The following is an 18,434-nucleotide window of genomic DNA, read 5'->3' on the forward strand; positions in this document are numbered from 1 at the left end:
GTTCTCATAAGGTTGCTGCTAAAGATTTACCGATAAAAATCCGCTATCTTTATAGGTCACAACACGTCCTATTTTATGATACATATTCTTACAACAGGTGGCACCATTGAGGGACTGGATTATGTAGATGGTCAAGGTATTGCCCAATCAAATATCAGTATTCAGGGCTTTCTTGACAAAGCCAATATTGGTTTTGATTACACCATAGAAAGTGTTTTCAAAAAAGATAGCAGAGCCATAACGGATGATGACCGAGAGCAGTTGGTTTGCAAGATTAAGGAATCAACTGCGACTAAGATTTTAATAACACACGGTACTTTCACAATGGAAGATACCGCAAAATATATAGGAAGGCTCAATCTGAAAAAAACCATTGTTCTGGTCGGGTCTTTCATTTTAGGCTCATCTGAGAACACAGATGCACCATTTAATTTAGGATATGCAATCAGCTCGCTACAGCTTCTAAAACCGGATGTTTATATTGCTATGAACGGACAAATTTTTCTTTGGAACAATGTTTCAAAAAATTTAGAAACCAACAAATTTGAGCGCAATGAGTAGGAATATAAATGTTTGGGACATCAATACATTGGACAACGTTCTTCTATCTTTTAGTAGATACGTTCATTGTGTTGCTTACCCTTTATTTTTCAAGAAAGAAAACTCGCAGTAGTCTGAGGCGATTTCTTTATCTCGGAATTTTATTTATTGCCTATAATGCCACTGGCGGGTTTCTACCCGTAGAAAACTTCCCTGGACCTTTTATCCTTCAATACATCATCACTTACGGTGTGGCCATTGCGCTTTGCGTTTATATTGTTTACTACCTTTATAAAGAGTATGATATCGTAGTATTAAAGTTCAACTCATCCATTAGAAATCTCGCTATACTGGCAAGCGTTAGCTTTGTAGTTTTATTTTTGATTCCCTATTTTCTGACAGAATCACTGAAATCGGCACGTTTTCTTTTTACCATTCCCATTTCTATAATAGCCTTTATTTTTCTGTTTATTTTTTACCGCAGAATTGCAAATCCCAGCAACCCAAATACCTTTATAGTAAGGCGAAACAAGCTGTCGATGGTTAGTGTGGCAAGCATAGCCTTATTACCCATTTGTACGGTTATAGGCGACTACCAATGGATAACTTTTACAGTAATGAACTTGGCTTTTTTTGCGATAACCGCTATTGAAGCAGATAGGTATTTATACTTTATAGAAAACAATAATCGAATGTATGAGGTATTCGCCCTAAAGAAAAAACAACGGGATGAATCTGTAGAACGCAAAATCATCTATGAAGATTTAACCCGAAGGGAAATCGAGGTAGCCTTGTCAATTCTGAGCAATTTGAGCTATAGAAATATTGCCAAAGATTTATTCATCGCTGAAAGTACCGTATCGAAACACGCATCCAATATCTTCAAAAAGACAGGCGTAAAGAATAGGCGTGAATTTTTAAAGCGATTCAGGAAGAAAAAGTAAGCAAATTCAATTCTTTACAAAACCCACTATTGGCAATGCCTCACAAGTTATCCGTAGAAAAATACGGACTATTCCGTAATTATATACGGTACGTTTTCCTTGTAAAAATCCCAAGGTAAAGTTACTTTAGATAGAGTTCCCTAAAATACATCAATGAATCACAAATTTTATGAAGCGTGACTTTCATTTATACCATTTTGCAGGACTATGACATCATTTAACCAACCTTATCAACTAAATCCCATTTCTATGGTTTACATCATTAAAGTTCCTGCTTATGAACTCACAATTGCTATCTCAAAAACTTTTAAAGGATCTGGATGAAATCAAAATTCAGAATGGAAACATTATAGAAAGTGCCTACCTTTCCATAAAGGCCTGTCGCAAACTACTGAGCGCCTACAAAAAAGAAATAATTAAAACGAAATTTAAGACAGTTCAAGATGAGATAAATTTCTTCAAGAACACAAAGCAGATTCCACTCATTAAACTCATCTACTTTTCTGAAATACATTCATTTGAGATTCAACTTCCCAAAGGCGATAAGGATGCTCAACTAAAATCGATAAAGAAAAAAATCAATAAAATAAATCGATTCTTCCTTTACAATATTGACTTTGGACGTTATGTGAATTCTGGGGCTACCCATTTTGACAAAGAGTATTACACACGGGATTATCTGGAAGCCTTTCATATCACAACATCCAAATTCTACTTCCAAGACCCTGAATTTTGTACACCAAGAGATATGCTTTTGGGTAAATACAAGGCGTACGATTATTTAGTGACCTATTTTGATGAAAAGAAAGATAGGGTTCGCAAAGGATTAAACGGAAAACACAAGAGCATCAAACCAATGGAAAAAATTGATTGGCCATTTTCAAATACGGATTACGTAGAATTGCTCTATGCACTATGTTCAAAAGGATTGGGAAAACAAAACAATCAAGGCATTATGCAGGTTTCAAAAAAGTTGGAACAACTATTTAATATTGAACCAAAGGACATCTACAAAACCTATCAGGACATTAAAAACAGGAAAAACAGCCGAACACTTTTTCTCGACGAACTTTCTACATCACTACTCATTGAAATGGATAAAAGCGAGGAATAGACCTTCATTTCCCTCTATAAATAGTACACTTTAAACTGTTAAAAAATGACCGTAGTACGGTTGACCTACGGTAATCGAGTTCCGCATCAATTTACCATAAATTTTAGAGTGATTTGATAGCATCATTTCATAAAAATTATCTCAAAACAGTATAAAACACACCAAATTTCAAGATGTTAAATTTTGACCGTACTACGGTCGTACTGGGGAATAAAATCCAATAAACCTATTCAAATTTGTAGAACGAAAGTCAAATTAGGTCAGGGACTATCAATTAAAAGTATGAACCCAGATAGTCCCTTTCTATTAAAACCGTTCTATTATGCCGACAAGTATTATTACCACAGACGACCTTCGGGAATTCAAAATGGAATTGCTCGATGACATCAAAAAACTACTTACCAGACAAGCCAGCGGGAAACTAAAAAAATACCTCAAATCTTCAGAGGTTATGGATTTGCTTCAAGTGAGTCCGGGCACTTTGCAAAACCTACGCATCAATGGCACATTACCATACACGAAGGTTGGTGGCATTATTTATTACGATACAGAGGAAATACAAAAAGTGATGGATGCCAACCGTGTGCACCACGGTCTAAATTCTTAAGCGATGAACTATATAAAGCTACTTAATGCGGCTTTTGAAAAGTTCTATTTTGATGACCGCCTAAATCCTACCCATATCAGTTTGTATATGGCGCTGTTCCAAGAATGGAACAGCTCTCGGTTTATGGATGAATTCTATGTAAACCGTAGGGAACTGATGCGCGTTGCCAAGATTGGTTCAAAATCAACATACCATAGATGTATTGTGGAATTAGATTCTTGGCAGTACCTATCCTACTTTCCTTCCAACAATCCCTACAAGGGCAGCAAAATCAAGATGGCCATTATTGGGACAAGTGATGAACCAGTTGTGGGACAGTACAATCCCATTTTAGAACAGCTTGCGGAACAGTACCATCCCAGAGGTGTACCGCTTGAGGGACACCACCATCCCAAAAACGGACAGGTTGTGTACCAACACCGTCCCATAGATGGACAAGCATTGGTATCTAATACAAACAATATCAAACAAGAAAACAATATAAAACAGCCAAAGGGCAGGCAGGCTGTTATTTTATTTTTTGAAGAAAAAGATTTTGATGCTGATGAAGCAAAAAAATTCTACGAGCATTATGCCGACCGGGAATGGAAAACAAGCGACGGAAAACCGATACGTGATTGGCGCTCATTGGCCACAAACTGGATGGATAGAACTGAGCTTTTCGAAGAAGAAAACAAACCAAACAAAAAAGAAGTGTCCCAAATCAAGGACAACTTGCGAACCACTAAAAACAAGGACTATGGACAACCCCTCTAAAATTATCGAAGGTGGCGTGGAATATTCGCTGGGAAAATTTGATGGTAAAAGTGTGCTCTACGACTTTCCTAAAATTCTGATTTACTTGAATGCCAAAGGCAAACTATTGTTCGGAAAAAAATTTAGGATTTACGATGAGGACAAGGATATTCTACTGAAGCTCTGTTCTTACTTCATCAAGGACAAGGAAAATTGTAATACCTACGGAATTGATATTGACAAAGGTATTTTACTTTCTGGACCAGTAGGTTGTGGGAAAACCAGTTTGATGAAATTGCTACGACATTTAGTTCCCTTGCAACGCCCGTATGAAATGATTCCGTGCCGTAACGTAACATTCAGCTTTAACCATCTTGGTTTTAAAACGGTTGAGGAATATGGCAACACCAAATTCTATTGTTTTGATGATTTAGGCGTAGAACCATCTGGAAGATTTTATGGCAAGGATCTCAATGTGATGGGCGAAGTACTCTTGTCTCGGTACGAACTTTATCTCGATACCAAACGCAAAATCAAGACACACGCCACTACCAATCTCAACGCCGAAGAACTGGAAGAACGCTATGGTAATCGCGTCCGTAGCCGGATGCGGGAACTCTTTAATTTGATTGCATTTGATAAAGGGGCTGGGGATAAGAGGAAGTAGCTCAATTTCTGAAAGACTTATATAGCAGAATCACTTCTGAGATGAATTGTAACACAATATCCTTTAAGCTCTTTGTTAACTCTAAAAATAGTTCTTTCATAGTTTTAATGTTTTTGAAAGGTTTGTAATATGGCCAATGCAATAGGTTGGATGCTATTGGAATCTGAAATAAATTTGCCCTCATCCTTATTACTCAAAAACCCCAATTCCAAAAGAAGCGAGGGACAATCATCAATAGTTTCCCGAAGCACTTGAAAGTTGGCAAACTTTACCCCTCTACTTTCATATCCCAATTCTTTATTGAGTGCAGCTTGCATTTGAAAAGCAAGCCAAGTAGCATCATCTGAATATACAGATGTTGCACCTTCCACATAAACTTCCACGCCTCTTGCATTTGGATTATCCGAATGGTTGCAATGCAAGGACACGAATAAATCAGCTTTTAGGACCTTGGCCAGTTTCGATCTATCCGATAATGAAATAAGTGTATCGGTGTACCTGGTCAAATAAATGTCCAAAGGCTTTTCAGCTGTACTATTAAGCTTCAAGATGGCATTTGCAATATTGAGCGCAACATCCTTTTCTTGGATTCCATTAATACCTATTGCGCCCGAATCTTTTCCACCGTGTCCGACGTCAATTACAATTCGTTTTTGGATTGCAGTTTCCTGACCAAAAATGATACATATTTTTAGAAGCAAAAAGACAAAACTGACGTTTTTGAGGACTTTTTTCATTTTCAATTTTCGAGTTATCAACAACTTCACTTCAAAATTTCATAAAATTTGATGCCAAATAATAGCAACGGAATTCAAACAAAACCAAATAATATTTTATTCACAAATATTTGATTTTCAGTTATTTATATTCAAATATATGTAAATTTCCCATAACGAAAACAACACAAAAATTTAAACTGTTACGTTATGAAAAAATCACTCTATTTAGCATCCTTTCTTTCGCTCTTATCCACTTCGCTATTTGCTCAAATTGGTGGCATTGAAGATTCCGTTAACGATGTGGGCGATACTATAAGAACCGTATTTCCCATTTTACTTGGTGTCATCTTTCTTGTTGGTTTCCTCTTTAATGCAGGACACTTCTTTGGCGAAAATGCTGACCTTAAAAAAGGGATTACCAGAGTACTCGTATTCGTTTTGATTGCCGGTGCAGTAGTCGGCATCTTCACTTACCTCATAGGAATTGTTGTGTAAATGAAGCGGTTCGAGGTCTATAAAAACATCAGGAAACGGGCGGTCATTTTTGGGCTGCCCATTTCCCTGTTTGCCTTAATGATGGTTTCCATTCTCGTATCCCTTTTGGTCATTATTTTCTCTTTCAGCTTCGGGATAATTATTGGCGTACTGGTTTTTAATGCTGGACTCTATGTGGCATTGACAAGAATAACCCATAACCCTCAGCTATTTCAAATTGCCAACGCATTCCCTAAAATCGTCAGCAACAAAAGAAATTCAGGTTTCGACTATGAATAAGATTAACCTTTCTAAATATCAACCCATTGCAGATATCCAGGACAATATCGTGTTTGCCAATAATGGCAATGTCGTTCTGTGCTATGAAGGGAATCTACCCGAAATTTATTCGTTGTCCGAAAAGGATTTTGAGGATATGCACGGTGCTTGGTTTCAGGCTCTGAAATCATTGCCCGTGGGGACTGTGGTTCATAAACAGGATATCTACCTGAAGAAATCTTATTCTTCAGAACAGCTTCCGAATAAAACTTTTTTAGAGAAAGTAACGCACGAGCATTTCAAAGGGCGAGGACACATTGAGCATAAATGCTATCTGTTTTTCATCCTGACCAAGAACAAAGCACTTAACAATTCAAAATACGTCAATCCCTTTAGGAAAGTTTCAAAAGGAATCGTGCAAGAACTGAATGACAACGTTAAGGGCTTTGTCAATTCGGTAAGTGATTCTGTTTCCTTCATTAATAATAGCCGAAAGATGGAATTCATTTCGCTTAACGCGAAAGAGATTCAGCAACTCACAAATGGCTATTTCAATGGTTTCAACGAAGGCTTTGATACCGACATCATCTTAGATAAAAAAAGCGTCAATATTGGCGAAAACCATTTTGATGCCCTGGCCATCAATAGCGAACTGTGCTTTGGCGAAAGTGTACAGAGTAGCAAGACCAATGAGAAATTCACATCTGACGATTTTGTGTTTCATCAAGGGTTTATTGATGGCTTAGGGCTTACGCTTAACGAGAACCATATTGTCAACCAAATACTATATCTCGATGACAAACAGAAGTGGCGTAAGCTTCTGGATAAGAAAATTGAAGAACTGAATAAAAGTTCCAATTTCGGGTCGCAGAACAAAGTGGTACTGGGTAAAATTCAGCACATCCTGGACCAAATTAATGCCGATGATAATGCCAGAATCATTCGTGGTCATCTCAATATTGTGTATTGGTCTAAAGATGCCAATGCGCTCGATAAGATTACCTCAAAAATCAAAACCGAGTTCAAGGAACTGGATATCATCCCTTACTATCCAAGAGGCGAAGAACGAAAAAACTATATCCTAAATAGTTACTGCTGTTTTTCATCCAATTTCTCGAATAACGATTTATATGTTACCGACTTAAAGCACGCCCTGTGCCTGTTCATAAATAACACGAACTACAAGTCCGATGCTACTGGCATCATCTTCAACGACCGTGAGCATAACATTCCCGTGCTGAAGGATGTTTGGGACGAGCGCAAGAAGCGCATCAAAGCTCGGAACTTCGCCATCTTTGCACCAACAGGTGAAGGCAAATCCTTTTTGGCCAATAATATATTGCGCCAATACTTTGAAAGTGGCGTTCGTCTGGTCATTATCGATTTGGGTGGTTCTTACACTAAGTTTGCCAAACTCTACCCAGAAAAGTATACCGTATTGCGGTATGAAAGCGGAAAGAATCTTGGAATCAACCCATTCTACATAAGTAATACAAATGACCTGACACCAGAACGTTTGGAAGACTTGTCGGTTTTCCTTTTTGAGCTGTTCGCGTCGGATTTGAAAGTAACCAAAGCACAATCGGTCTCGGTCAAAAAGATATTGCGCCATTATTATGACAGCACTTCAGAAAACCACTCTTTAGATGGTTTCTACAGCTTTATAGAAAGGAACCAGAAAGACCTTCTGAGCACCCTTAAAATCCATCCCGACTATTTCAATGTTACGAGCTTCTTGCACGTGATGTCCGAATATGTCGGCGATGGTCTATATAGTTTTCTATTCGAGGTCAGCGAAGACCAGACTTATAAAATTGAGGACAAAAGATTGATTGTTTTTGAACTTGATGAAGTCAAGGACAATAAGGAAATCCTATCCGTGATGTTGAAGTTGATTAAGTCCGCCATCCAAAGAACTATTTGGAAAAACAGAGCTGAAAAAGGCATCATCCTATTTGACGAGTTTGCCAAGCAACTGAAGTTTGACAATGTATTGGAAAGTGTGGAATTCTATTACCAAGCCATTCGTAAACAAAACGGTGCGATTGGTATTATTCTACAATCCATCAATCAGCTTCCCAATAATTCTACTTCAGCAAGCATACTCGAAAACACACAGGTCATCTACAGTCTAAATAATGAAAAAGGCTATGATGAACTGGTCAAACGGCTGAACCTTTCAAGCCACGACCTGAATCAATTAAAATCCATCAAGAACAACCTTACCGGACCACGGAAATACACCGAAATGTTCATCAAGATCGGTAGAGAAAGTAACATTTTCCGTCTCGAAGTTCCGAAGGAAGTCTATGCCGCTTACCTCACAGACGGTAAGGAAAATGAGGAAATAATGAAGCTCTACAACGAGCATCAGGATATGCAAAAAGCAATCATTCAATTCACATCTAAAACATAAAATTATGAAGACAAAAATCAAAACAATGTTATTCGGGCTAATCTTAGCGGTTGCCCTTTTAATGCCGAAAGATGCTTCCTCTCAGGGAATGCCGGTTTATGACAATACCAACTTTATCAGCTTGGTAAAGCAACTTTTGGAATCGGGCAAACAGACGGCAGAAATGATAAAGTCCGTAAAGTTCTTGAAGGATGCCAAAGAAGCTATTGAAAAAGTATCGAGTGTTGTCCAACAGCTTAGGGCGGTTGAGGAAATCGCACAGAACAATCAACGCCTTATCAATGTAATGCAAAATGATCTTCAGGATATTCTGAATTCGCCCTATATCAAACCCGAGGAAATTGACAGGGTTGTGGCCTCATTTGAAACCATTGTCCAAAATTCACTGGACACGGTTGATTTTATAGACGAAGTCCTCTCAAGCGATTACCTAAAAATGAGCGATGCCGAACGTGCCGAAATACTGAAAGCAAAGGAACTGGAATCCAAACAAATGGTTTCCAATATCACTACAAAAACAAAACGTTATCGTGATATTATTTCTTTCAGAAAAATGCAGGATAAAGTCAATAACCGAGAAACAGAATATTAACAATGACAGCGACCATCATTTTAGGAATTGGGTTGGAATACATCGATGCGGTTTTCCAAACGATACAGGCCAGCGACTTTTCGCAATATACCATTGCCGGAATGAAAACGCTTGCCGTCCTATTCTTTTTGGTCAACATCCTTAAAAAATACAATGAAGGCATTGCAGACAAGGACGGTTACACTTGGGGATTGAGTCCGGGCGAACTGGCCAGGAACTTCGCCATTGTCCTTTTAGTCATATTTTCAACGCAGGTGTTAGGATTCTTTGATGGGATATTGGTAGCCATCGAGGGACAATATAGGGGCACGGCACCTGCTTTACTTCCATTGCAAATGCAGGATATTCCATTAGAGGAAGATGTAAGCCTATTTGATGCCGCAAGTTCCGCAATGACGCTTTTGTATGAGGCGTTGGTAACGCCACTTTACGGTTTCAAGATATTGGCCTTCATCCTAAGTACCATCCTCTGGATATTGGATTTGTTCATCTATCCGCTATTCTTGGCAGAGCGTTTTTTCCTTTTGGGAATAATGCAGGCATTCTTCCCATTGGTCATTAGCCTTGCGGTTTTTGAAAAATTCCGTTCGCTTGCTTATACCTTCTTTAAGTTGTACGCCGCCGTTTATATGCTCGTGCCAGCGTTTTTTCTGGTCAATGTGTTTATCAATGCCATCTATACGGAAATCAACACCAATTTCTGGGTCAATCTCTTCGGAACCGATACAGGTCAAGGCTTTTTTGCGCCTGTGGTTCAATTAGGATCTGTTGGCTTTATCGTGTTTCTGAAATTCAAATTGTACAAACGTGCCACATCCTTTACGCTCAGACTGTTTACTGCCTAAGGCAGATTAAAAATAAAATTATGAAAACACCATATAAGAATATTTACAACGTCCTAAAACTGAATCGGTTTATCGTTTTGGCAGTCGTTGTCTGTGCGCTGCTGTCCAGTACCTTTTCAGTTTGGATGGTATTCAACACCAATCAAAAGGCACTCAATAGTGCATTTGCCATCAATACTGATGGCAGCATCATTCCGCTGAAGCTCGTTACCCAAAAAGAAAATTTCAGGGTGGAAGCTTTGGCGCATCTGGAATTGTTTCACAACTACTTCTATAATATCGATGCCAGCAATTATGAACGGAACTTGGAAAAGGCGCTTTGGTTGGGCAATAGTTCTGTGGACAATCTGTACCGTCAGAAAAAGGCTGATGGCGTTTATAACAGATTGCTTCAGTATTCCTTGGTTCAAAAAGTTTTAATTATTGATTCTCAAATCGAGGAACAAAACGGAACCTATGTATTTAAAACCGTTACGGTATTTGAAATAAATAGAGGCTCAATTATTGACACCTACGAATTGGTTTCCAGCGGAAACCTCATAACGGTTGACCGGAACTTTCCAAACAATCCACACGGATTGTTGATTACAAACTATTTCGAGAACACCTTAAAAAAATTAAACGATGAAGGTAGAAAAAAATAAAATCGTCTTTTCAGCAGTCTTAGCTGTGATTTTTATTTTCCTGATTTCCTATTCCGCTCTAGTGATGGGCGATGATGAGAGTGAAAATGAAAATCTTGAACAGACCTTAGTTCCAGAATTGGAAGAAAATCAGCAAGAGTACGAGTCTAAGCTAGATGCTATTAACGACCTAAAGGAAGTGCGTGAAACCAATGCACCAAGTATCTATGATGAAAAACTAATTGATTCCTTGGGCTTTTACGACCCAGATTTACCGGAACGTGAAAAAGAACGCATCGTTGACAGTATCTATGATGCTGGCAAGATTAAGTATTCCGAAAAGCGGTATCAAAATTTAGGGCAAAGGCGAGCTGTTCAACAAACAGTACCAAAGGTGGATTCCGCTGAAGTTAAAAGAGAACAAAAGATTGAAGCTAAGGAACTGGGCTTGGAACATCAACTATTCTTTGCCGCTGCGCCCAAACCCAATGAAGTTTCAATTATCGGCAATACAGACGAAACGATTTATGTAGTCGTGGATGGCGACCAAATTGTTCAGGCAAATACCCGATTACGGATGCGCCTTACCAAAGCTGCTACCATAAATGGCAAACTGATGCCAAAGAACACACCGATTTTTGGGTTTATCAGCTTTCAACCCAATCGTGCATTGATTGAGATTGAAAACATAAAGCACCATCCCACCAAACTCAAAGCATTCGATTTGCAAGACGGTAGCGAGGGCATCTATGTTGAGAACAACTTTAGGGAAGAAGCTACGAGAGAGGTGCTCGATGATGTTATCGGTGATATAAATATCACGAGTGTCCCACAAGTTGGCGGACTTACACAAGTATTCAGGCGTTCTAACCGAAGGGTTAAAGTAACCGTACTGAACAATTACAGATTAATTCTAAAACCCAAGTTATGAAAGTGACAATTTCCATATTAACCGTATTTATTTTCGCTTTCGCGAAAGCGCAAACAACTATAAAATTAGATACCATATATGCCAACGATACCAAGAATGTTGCACTATTCTTTCCAGAACCTATTCGGCAAGGCATAACTGGTTCAGATAATTTTGTCTTTACCTACAATCGTGAAAAAGAACAGTATTTCGGCCTATTGCAAGCCAAGCCAGGAAAGGAAAGTAATTTGCTGGTAGTCAACCGAAATGGTTCGATTTTTTCGTATATTGTAAGGTATAAAAAACAGCTTTCTAAGCTCAATTATTTCATTCCGGCATCCAATAGTATCGGGAATGAAAAACCGATTGTGACTGATTCAATTCTTGCTGAATCCTCTGAAGAGCGTGTAGATAACAGAACCTATTATTACCAAAAATTCTGCTCGTATCTTCTCAATAGAAAACAGCGCATAGGTCGAATCAAAAAGCGAAATGAGGGCATTGTATTAAGTGTTGAGAATATCGTTTTTGATAAAGAAGAGCTGTACTTCGTTATCCAGATTGAGAATAATTCCACCTTGGATTACGATTTGAATTTCTTGAATCTTTCGATTGAAACACGACAGAAAGGAAAAAGAAAATCGCTACAACGTTTGTATCAAGAGCCGATTTATAAACATAATCTGCCTTCAAAAATTGTAGAAGGCCAAACGGCACGGTTCGTTTATGTGTTGCCCAAGTTTTCATTATCCAATGACCGTAGGGCAATTTTAGAACTGAATGAAAAGGATGGCGAACGGAATATTGAAATGAAACTATCGCACAGATATATTAATAACCCAAAATAATACTGTTATGAAAAAAATTGTTGTTTTCTCGCTCGTAGTACTGTTTCTTTCTTGTGGTGATTCCACAACTAATGTTTCAGGACCAAGTGCTACAGCCCAAGTTGTTATTGAAAGCTTTTATGAAAAGGATGAAGAAACCTTAAAAGCCAACTCGACACCGCAGGCATATTCAAACTATATGAATACCATAAATATGTTTAATGCTACGGTAAAAGATGACTCAAACTTTACGGTTTTGCAGGATACGATTATGGGTGACGTGGCTTGGGTAAAATATACCACAGCTTACGACAAAACGCCTGGTGTTTTTAAACTGGTTAAACAGGATGGCAAATGGTTGGCAGATGCGAGAGGTTCAAAGGATAAATCGCCTTTTTGATGAAATTTGTTTTTTAGTTTTTCGGTAACTTTATTTCCCAATAACCTTGCGTGCCACCTTGACGAATTAGGACGCCCTTGTTTTTTATAGCTGTTATATGTTTTCCAACAGCAGATTCATTGATACTTAACGCTTCGGCTATTTCATTGTAGGTTATAGATGGATTTGCAGCAATAAGTTTAACAACTTCTTTTTGTCTTTTAGTAAGTGCATCTATAGCATCTATTACACCACCTGTTACACCACCTATTGCACCACCTTTTTGACCACCTACTTGACCACCTTCTTCAACAGCAGTTTCTTTGGCCATAAATGTCATTCTAAGAAAGTTATCTGAAAAATTAAAGCTCTCTTTGCCATAGTGTTCCAAAATACGAGGGATGCCAGAACCTAATTGTTCCACCAGTTCCAAATCCTTAAAAATTCGCATCAGTTCTTTATTCCGTGGGACTGAAAAGCCTTCGAAAAATTCTTGCTTGCTCAAACCTTCGGGCACCTTCACGGTAGTTCAGAAATGCAATTACCTCTTTTTCAAGTCCATCGGACAGTTCTCGTTTGAATTCTATGCGGTTTGTTTCTGGCATTCTAGTAAAAAAATAAATTTAAAATCCTATTGGCATCTATTGTGACATCACATTTTTTTCTAAAATCAAATTTAGAAATGAAGTCGGTTGCAAGAAATAATTTGGATTTTCCTCTAACTTTTCTTTAATAAGGATAAGACCTCCATTTGTGTACGATTCCATTGTTTTAAGAATTAATTTGATTGCTTGATCTTCATCAAGCTCACCTTTCTCTAGATCTACCAAGCTTATATTGGTTTTTGCAATAAGTGCAATAAATATATTCTCTTGTAGATTCGTAAAATCCTTACGTGTGGAAATTGTTGTTTTACTTCCCCAGTGCTGAATATGATGGCTAAAGTCTGTTTTCTTTTCCTTATCAGGAATGGGACTATATTCATCGTTATAGAGACCTAAAAAAAAGGCATAGGTGTACAGCTCGTAGTTAGTACTGAAATGCTTCCCCAGATTAATTTTCTTTTCCCCCTCCGCTCCAAACTTTTGAGAGAGTGAAGCAAACAAATCTTTATGCACCTCACTGTATTTTGGAATTTTAGTTTTCCATTTTTCAAATAAATTATTCATATCATAATGTTATTACCTGCGAGTTAATTGTCTTCAAATTATTTGGATCAAACGGTCTTTCTAGTTTTACCCAAAAAGCTTTATCTCGTCTAATGCTCTCAAATTCGTTTTTGATTGATAGTGTTTTTGACGCTTTGTCGGTGTGAAGGAAATCTTTAATGAGCAAGATTTTCTGGTTATCGGTTTCAAAAATTAAATTCAAGAACTGTGCAGTTTTATTTTCACCAAATGACGATGTTGGCGCATCAAAGATCATTGGAAAATTTTCTTCTTTTGTCTCTGTGGCTAATTCTGAAATAGCAAAAAGAATTGAGATATGCATTGATGTCAGCAAGGATTGATTTGGCTTATAAAAAACTCTTTCATCTTCTTGCAACTCAACTTCAACAATAGTACGATTTACCTTATTTCGCCTTATAAACACAATTGTACCAGTGAAAGCATCAATGTTAATTTTCTTGAAAAAGCTATTAGACTTTGTTTGTAGCTTTTCAATAAACTCATCAAACTTTTTCTCTTTGGTATCCAAAAAAATAGTTTCAATATCTCGTAATATATTTCTCGTTTTAATCAAAAATGAATTTGCTGAATCAGTATCAATTTTGTCTTTTTCCTCTTTTTTTGTTTTTAATTGGGCCTCAATTTTCTGGTATTCTGATGTATATCTAAGTTGATCTTCATTCTTGTTTTTTAAGTCCTTTTGCCAAGCATTATAATTTTTAAGTACATCTATTAATTTTTCCTCTGCAATGCTAGAATTACCCAAAATTCTCTCTCTTTCTAATTTTTCCTTTTCTAACTGCTCATTAAGATCTTCAATCTCCCTTTTTCTATCGTCATTAAACTCAAAGAGTTCTTTAATTCTAGTTCTTATTGATCGTAGATTTTTCAAATTGTCTTCGTGGCTAATACTCAAATTTTCAAGCCTATTCGTATAGTTTAGCTTGAAAAGAGGCTCATCTTCTTCATCTTCAGTTTCATCGACAACTTGACTCTCTAGATATTTCTTAAGTCTTTCCATCATAAATTCATAAGCATCAGAACCTTTTTTTGCTTCACGATTACATACTTTACATATTTCATCATTAAGCATTTCTTCCATATGTGATTTTGAAGGTACACCGGTAGGAAGTGGAACCGCATTATTAAGTAAATCTGCCTTTGCCTTTTTCTCGCCAAGTTTAATTCCCTTTTCTTTGTCAAAATCAGATTGAAGTTCTCTACGTTTTTTGCTGTGCTCGGATATTTTTTTAGCAAATTCTTTGTGGAATGGTTCGAAATTTACAAGAATCCAATTTTCATCAAACAGGGATGTTGTGTAATTTTCGTCAATTCTTCCATTAAGAAAAGAAATTTTTTGTTCAATCTCTTTAATCCTTTTATTTAAAGTTTCTAAAGCATCTGCGTTTTTAACGTGACTTTCTGCTAATTGCAAATTCCCTTCAATTTTCCTTATTTCCTCATCTGTAGAGTTTAAGTGAACTTCGTATTTATCCTTCTCTTTTTGAAGAAGCAAAATTTCTCCCTCAAGCCTGTTGTATAGGTTTGCATTTTTCTTGTCAAGCTTTGCTGAATCTTCTACTGCCTTTTCAGCTTTCTCTCTAAGAAAAGAACCTTTCTCTGAATATTTATCATAGTGTTTTGCCTCTGAAAATAAGTTGATAAGGTTGACCAATGCATTATCGCTTTCAAAAATGTTCAAATCAGCTTCACCCTTGAACATAGAATATTTTCGAATTTGAAAAGGAAACACCCTATCAAGAAGAGCTGTGCCATCGACTTGACTACGCTCACCTGAACTATTTTCTTCAATACCTTCAATCATAAAGCTTGAAGTCGTACATTGGTTTTCTTTTTCCTTTAAAGCTACAAAGGATCTGGTTATTATTTTACTATCGCCATACTGTTCAACAGTCATTGAGACCCTAACCCTAAAGCTTTCACCAATTTCAGTTTCACTTAACTTTTTGGCCGAAACAAGTAATTCTAAATCTTCATTCTCACCATTGAACAGCCAATCGACAGCTTCAAAAAATTTCGTTTTCCCTTCACCGTTTTCACCGAGAATAATATTCAAACCTTCCGACAACAGAAAAGTATTGGTGTCGTAGTAACATAGATAATTGTCTATTTGTATTTTTCTGATAATCATAAGGCCTCGTTTAGAAATTGTGTGACTTGATTCCTTAGAACTGAGTCAGTAACTGGTGACGTACCATCTAATCCTTCTACTATCAAGGCAATTGCTTTAATAACTGCTTTGTCAGAAGATAGTGCTTCTCTTACTGTAGATGGTAAATCAGTTTTGTCAAATTCATATTTAGATTCAAGTAAGTGGTGCGTCAAAAAACTTTTAAGTATAGTATCTTTTCTTGCCATAAGAGTAATTTTATAAATCGTTAAGGTTCAAACTATAATAGTCCAAAATATTCTTCAATGTTTCATAAGTGTCAGACTTATTCATAGCGAGATTAGCGAAGTCAACAACTCTCTCCAGTTCTTTCCTTACCAATCCTTTTTCCATCTCAAAAGTATTTTCTTCCGAGCCAACCTCTGGGACTACTACTAGATCGTGAATTGTTGCGTGGGTTTTATCATCGTGCAAGCGTAAAACTCTTCCTCTGCGTTGAATGAACTGTCTTGGGTTTCCCGTACTAGCGCAAAATACTGCCAACTCGGAACGAGGGACATCTACACCTTCGTCTAAACACTTCATTGATGTTAATACGTGAACATTCCCAGATTCAAAATTCTTCAATATGTTTTCGCGATTAATCGAGTTAGAAGTGAATTGCTTGACCATAATAGAGTCGTCCGTTCGGCTCACAGCTTTAGTATATTCATTTATCAATCTATTTTCATCTTCCGTTTCAGTACTAAAATCCACATTTTCAAAATTTGATTCCACGCCCTCTGGCACATACACCAATGTATATTTTAAATCCTTGCGCTTATCATATTCATTGCTTAGTATATTTTTAAAAGCTTCAAGTTTATTTGCCGCTTTATGAATGATGCGTTTTCTTTGAAGAAGCAACCTCTCGATTTCTGGACTGCTTTTAAACGCACCCGTTTCTTTATCAAACATTCCCATTCTTAATAATTGCAAGGATAATTTTCTATACTCCTCTAATTCCCGATCCGTGAGTTTAACCACGTGTGGGTAATACGTATAGCTGCATAACCATCCTATTTTTAAAGCTTCTTCCATAGAATATGAAACTATGTAAGGCGGTTTGTCATTGAAAAATTCTTGAATGGCTGTATTTCCAAGTTCGTCGAATTTTCTGTGCGGTGTAGCGGACAATCCTATTCTCTTTTCTAAATGTATTTCTGGTAAAATCTTTAAGAGTCCTTGTGAACCTAGATTATGAGTCTCATCTGCAATTAAGATAGTGTCAGTAGGAAGTTGAGTAAAATAACTCTGAAATTTCTTTCTTGGTAAGGAAGCATAAGTAACGATGACAATAAATGATGCATCAATAAGTTTTGACGCTGTGTTAAAGAAAGCAAGATTATTGTCCCAATTTTCCTTAGAACTTACAGTAATGATATTTTTGAAGTTAAACTTGGCACATTCTTTTTTCCATTGCTCTACTAGTGCAGTTGTGGGTACAGTTATAATGGCTCTATAAATGTTTGTTGCTTTATATTCGTTCAATAAGCAGTTAAGAGAGGTAATTGTTTTTCCCGTCCCTGTCGCCATTGCGAAAATCCCTTTGTAATTATTGCCAACCCATTCTTTATATGCATTAATTTGATATTCTCTAGGGCCTTCCTTATAAGGAAATTTAGGCGATCTGCGAATGAGGTCAATTTCATTGAAAAGTTTGGTAATCGTTTTTCTTAATTTTGGGTTTGAAATTAGGCTTCGTTTCTTTTTTAAGAGTTTTTCTTCTTGAACAAGTAGTTCATTAATATCTTTTTTGCCGAACTTATCTTTAAGTACAACTTCTATTTCATCTACAGGAATATATTCTACATCTTCATCTTTTTCAGAAAAATAAGCATCAATCAGTTTCCGTTGTTTTTTTATTAACGTGTTTGATCGTCCATTTTCCCAACTTAGAAAAGCTTCTAGCTCCTCTAAATTTTCTGATAATCCATACAGTGTAAAATTGCAGGATGCCTTATAGGCAACTGAGTCTTGTCCATCACTAAAAACTCCCGATTTATAATGGGCTATTCCTTTTCCATTTTTCGGCTTAATCACTTTGATTTCAATTCGTTTTTCAAAAATGAGATAAGTTAAACACTCAAAAAAGTGCGTATCATACTCATCCAGAACTTTACCTAAGGAAACGACATCCATTAAATCAAAAACCTTTCCGTGAGGTTCATTACTGGCCTTTGTAATCGCCTCTTTGTCTTTTGAAGAGAGCAAGTGGTTTATAACCATTTTCATTTTACCTCCTTTACTTATAAAAGTGGCAAAGCCAACGGAAAGCAAGTTTATAGCAGAAGAACTGAAGTAACCTAGTAATAAATTAAATTCTTTACTATTGGCTAATCCATCTAGATAAAATTGTAAAGGTTCATTTTCAGAACCTGTTTTATAGTCTCGATCTTTTGACCAATCGCAATCTTTAAGCAT

General features: G+C 36.9%; 20 protein-coding genes and 1 pseudogene. 15 read left to right on the forward strand and 6 right to left on the reverse strand.

From position 1 onward, the window contains the following. Nucleotides 1-75 precede the first annotated feature (75 nt). The 6 genes from EHW67_RS03440 to EHW67_RS03465 all read left to right on the forward strand — a co-directional run bounded on the left by EHW67_RS03440 (nucleotide 76) and on the right by EHW67_RS03465 (nucleotide 4,607). Nucleotides 76-561, forward strand: coding sequence for an asparaginase domain-containing protein (locus tag EHW67_RS03440; protein ID WP_126160968.1), 486 nt, complete (start codon nucleotides 76-78; stop codon nucleotides 559-561). Between the two features lie 68 nt (nucleotides 562-629). Further along, on the forward strand, nucleotides 630-1,484 hold the full coding sequence (locus EHW67_RS03445) for a helix-turn-helix domain-containing protein (RefSeq protein WP_238389835.1): 855 nt from the start codon (nucleotides 630-632) through the stop codon (nucleotides 1,482-1,484). Between the two features lie 277 nt (nucleotides 1,485-1,761). Further along, nucleotides 1,762-2,598, forward strand: a complete 837-nt coding sequence (locus EHW67_RS03450; protein WP_126160970.1) for an RteC domain-containing protein — start codon at nucleotides 1,762-1,764, stop codon at nucleotides 2,596-2,598. Nucleotides 2,599-2,920: 322 nt separating this feature from the next. Further along, complete coding sequence (locus EHW67_RS03455; RefSeq protein ID WP_041495894.1) at nucleotides 2,921-3,205, forward strand: helix-turn-helix domain-containing protein; 285 nt, start codon at nucleotides 2,921-2,923, stop codon at nucleotides 3,203-3,205. Nucleotides 3,206-3,208: 3 nt separating this feature from the next. Continuing rightward, nucleotides 3,209-3,961, forward strand: a complete 753-nt coding sequence (locus tag EHW67_RS03460; protein ID WP_126160971.1) for a hypothetical protein — start codon at nucleotides 3,209-3,211, stop codon at nucleotides 3,959-3,961. Continuing rightward, nucleotides 3,945-4,607 carry a P-loop NTPase family protein gene (locus EHW67_RS03465; protein WP_126160972.1) on the forward strand — a complete coding sequence of 221 codons (663 nt, stop codon included), beginning with the start codon at nucleotides 3,945-3,947 and terminating at the stop codon, nucleotides 4,605-4,607. The genes EHW67_RS03460 and EHW67_RS03465 overlap by 17 nt, the downstream gene beginning before the upstream one ends. Before the next feature lie 104 nt (nucleotides 4,608-4,711). On the opposite strand, the gene EHW67_RS03470 is transcribed toward EHW67_RS03465, so the two are convergent. Further along, nucleotides 4,712-5,344, reverse strand: a complete 633-nt coding sequence (locus EHW67_RS03470) for an N-acetylmuramoyl-L-alanine amidase family protein (RefSeq protein ID WP_126160973.1) — start codon at nucleotides 5,342-5,344, stop codon at nucleotides 4,712-4,714. Nucleotides 5,345-5,533: 189 nt separating this feature from the next. Between EHW67_RS03470 and EHW67_RS03475 the strand changes: the two genes are divergently transcribed. From EHW67_RS03475 to EHW67_RS03515, 9 genes are read left to right on the forward strand one after another with little or no spacing between them, the layout of a single operon-like run. Continuing rightward, the gene (locus EHW67_RS03475; protein ID WP_034260587.1) at nucleotides 5,534-5,821 is read left to right on the forward strand and encodes a hypothetical protein; all 288 of its coding nucleotides are present in this window, start codon (nucleotides 5,534-5,536) and stop codon (nucleotides 5,819-5,821) included. Further along, a complete protein-coding gene (locus EHW67_RS03480; RefSeq protein WP_126160974.1) occupies nucleotides 5,822-6,100 on the forward strand; it encodes a hypothetical protein in 279 nt (92 codons plus the stop codon). Then, nucleotides 6,093-8,495 carry a TraG family conjugative transposon ATPase gene (locus tag EHW67_RS03485; RefSeq protein WP_126160975.1) on the forward strand — a complete coding sequence of 801 codons (2,403 nt, stop codon included), beginning with the start codon at nucleotides 6,093-6,095 and terminating at the stop codon, nucleotides 8,493-8,495. Before EHW67_RS03480 ends, EHW67_RS03485 begins: the two co-directional genes overlap by 8 nt. Before the next feature lie 4 nt (nucleotides 8,496-8,499). Next, nucleotides 8,500-9,087: a conjugal transfer protein gene (locus EHW67_RS03490; protein WP_126160976.1), complete on the forward strand. Its 588-nt coding sequence runs from the start codon at nucleotides 8,500-8,502 to the stop codon at nucleotides 9,085-9,087. A 2-nt stretch (nucleotides 9,088-9,089) separates the two neighbouring features. Further along, nucleotides 9,090-9,932 (forward strand): hypothetical protein, encoded by an 843-nt coding sequence (locus EHW67_RS03495; protein ID WP_126160977.1) that lies wholly within the window; start codon nucleotides 9,090-9,092, stop codon nucleotides 9,930-9,932. A gap of 20 nt (nucleotides 9,933-9,952) precedes the next feature. Further along, entirely contained in the window at nucleotides 9,953-10,576 is a 624-nt protein-coding gene (locus EHW67_RS03500) for a conjugal transfer protein TraK (RefSeq protein ID WP_126160978.1), read from the forward strand. Then, nucleotides 10,557-11,486, forward strand: coding sequence for a conjugative transposon protein TraM (gene traM, locus EHW67_RS03505; RefSeq protein ID WP_126160979.1), 930 nt, complete (start codon nucleotides 10,557-10,559; stop codon nucleotides 11,484-11,486). Before EHW67_RS03500 ends, traM begins: the two co-directional genes overlap by 20 nt. Next, nucleotides 11,483-12,313 (forward strand): DUF4138 domain-containing protein, encoded by an 831-nt coding sequence (locus EHW67_RS03510; RefSeq protein WP_126160980.1) that lies wholly within the window; start codon nucleotides 11,483-11,485, stop codon nucleotides 12,311-12,313. The genes traM and EHW67_RS03510 overlap by 4 nt, the downstream gene beginning before the upstream one ends. 7 nt (nucleotides 12,314-12,320) lie before the next feature. Next, nucleotides 12,321-12,692 carry a hypothetical protein gene (locus EHW67_RS03515; RefSeq protein ID WP_126160981.1) on the forward strand — a complete coding sequence of 124 codons (372 nt, stop codon included), beginning with the start codon at nucleotides 12,321-12,323 and terminating at the stop codon, nucleotides 12,690-12,692. A 13-nt stretch (nucleotides 12,693-12,705) separates the two neighbouring features. Here the strand turns inward: EHW67_RS03515 and EHW67_RS20975 are convergent. The 5 genes and pseudogenes from EHW67_RS20975 to EHW67_RS03540 form a co-directional block, all read right to left on the reverse strand. Next, nucleotides 12,706-13,188 (reverse strand): annotated as a pseudogene (locus EHW67_RS20975) (ATP-binding protein); the annotation flags it as partial. 124 nt (nucleotides 13,189-13,312) lie between these two features. Then, on the reverse strand, nucleotides 13,313-13,840 hold the full coding sequence (locus EHW67_RS03525) for a hypothetical protein (protein ID WP_126160982.1): 528 nt from the start codon (nucleotides 13,838-13,840) through the stop codon (nucleotides 13,313-13,315). A gap of 1 nt (nucleotide 13,841) precedes the next feature. Beyond that, the gene (locus EHW67_RS03530) at nucleotides 13,842-15,992 is read right to left on the reverse strand and encodes an AAA family ATPase (protein WP_126160983.1); all 2,151 of its coding nucleotides are present in this window, start codon (nucleotides 15,990-15,992) and stop codon (nucleotides 13,842-13,844) included. Then, nucleotides 15,989-16,219 (reverse strand): hypothetical protein, encoded by a 231-nt coding sequence (locus EHW67_RS03535; RefSeq protein WP_126160984.1) that lies wholly within the window; start codon nucleotides 16,217-16,219, stop codon nucleotides 15,989-15,991. Before EHW67_RS03535 ends, EHW67_RS03530 begins: the two co-directional genes overlap by 4 nt. 10 nt (nucleotides 16,220-16,229) lie before the next feature. After that, nucleotides 16,230-18,434 carry a DEAD/DEAH box helicase family protein gene (locus tag EHW67_RS03540; protein ID WP_126160985.1) on the reverse strand — a complete coding sequence of 735 codons (2,205 nt, stop codon included), beginning with the start codon at nucleotides 18,432-18,434 and terminating at the stop codon, nucleotides 16,230-16,232.

The sequence above is a fragment of the Arenibacter aquaticus genome (assembly GCF_003957295.1).
GTDB classification, from domain to species: Bacteria; Bacteroidota; Bacteroidia; order Flavobacteriales; family Flavobacteriaceae; genus Arenibacter; species Arenibacter aquaticus.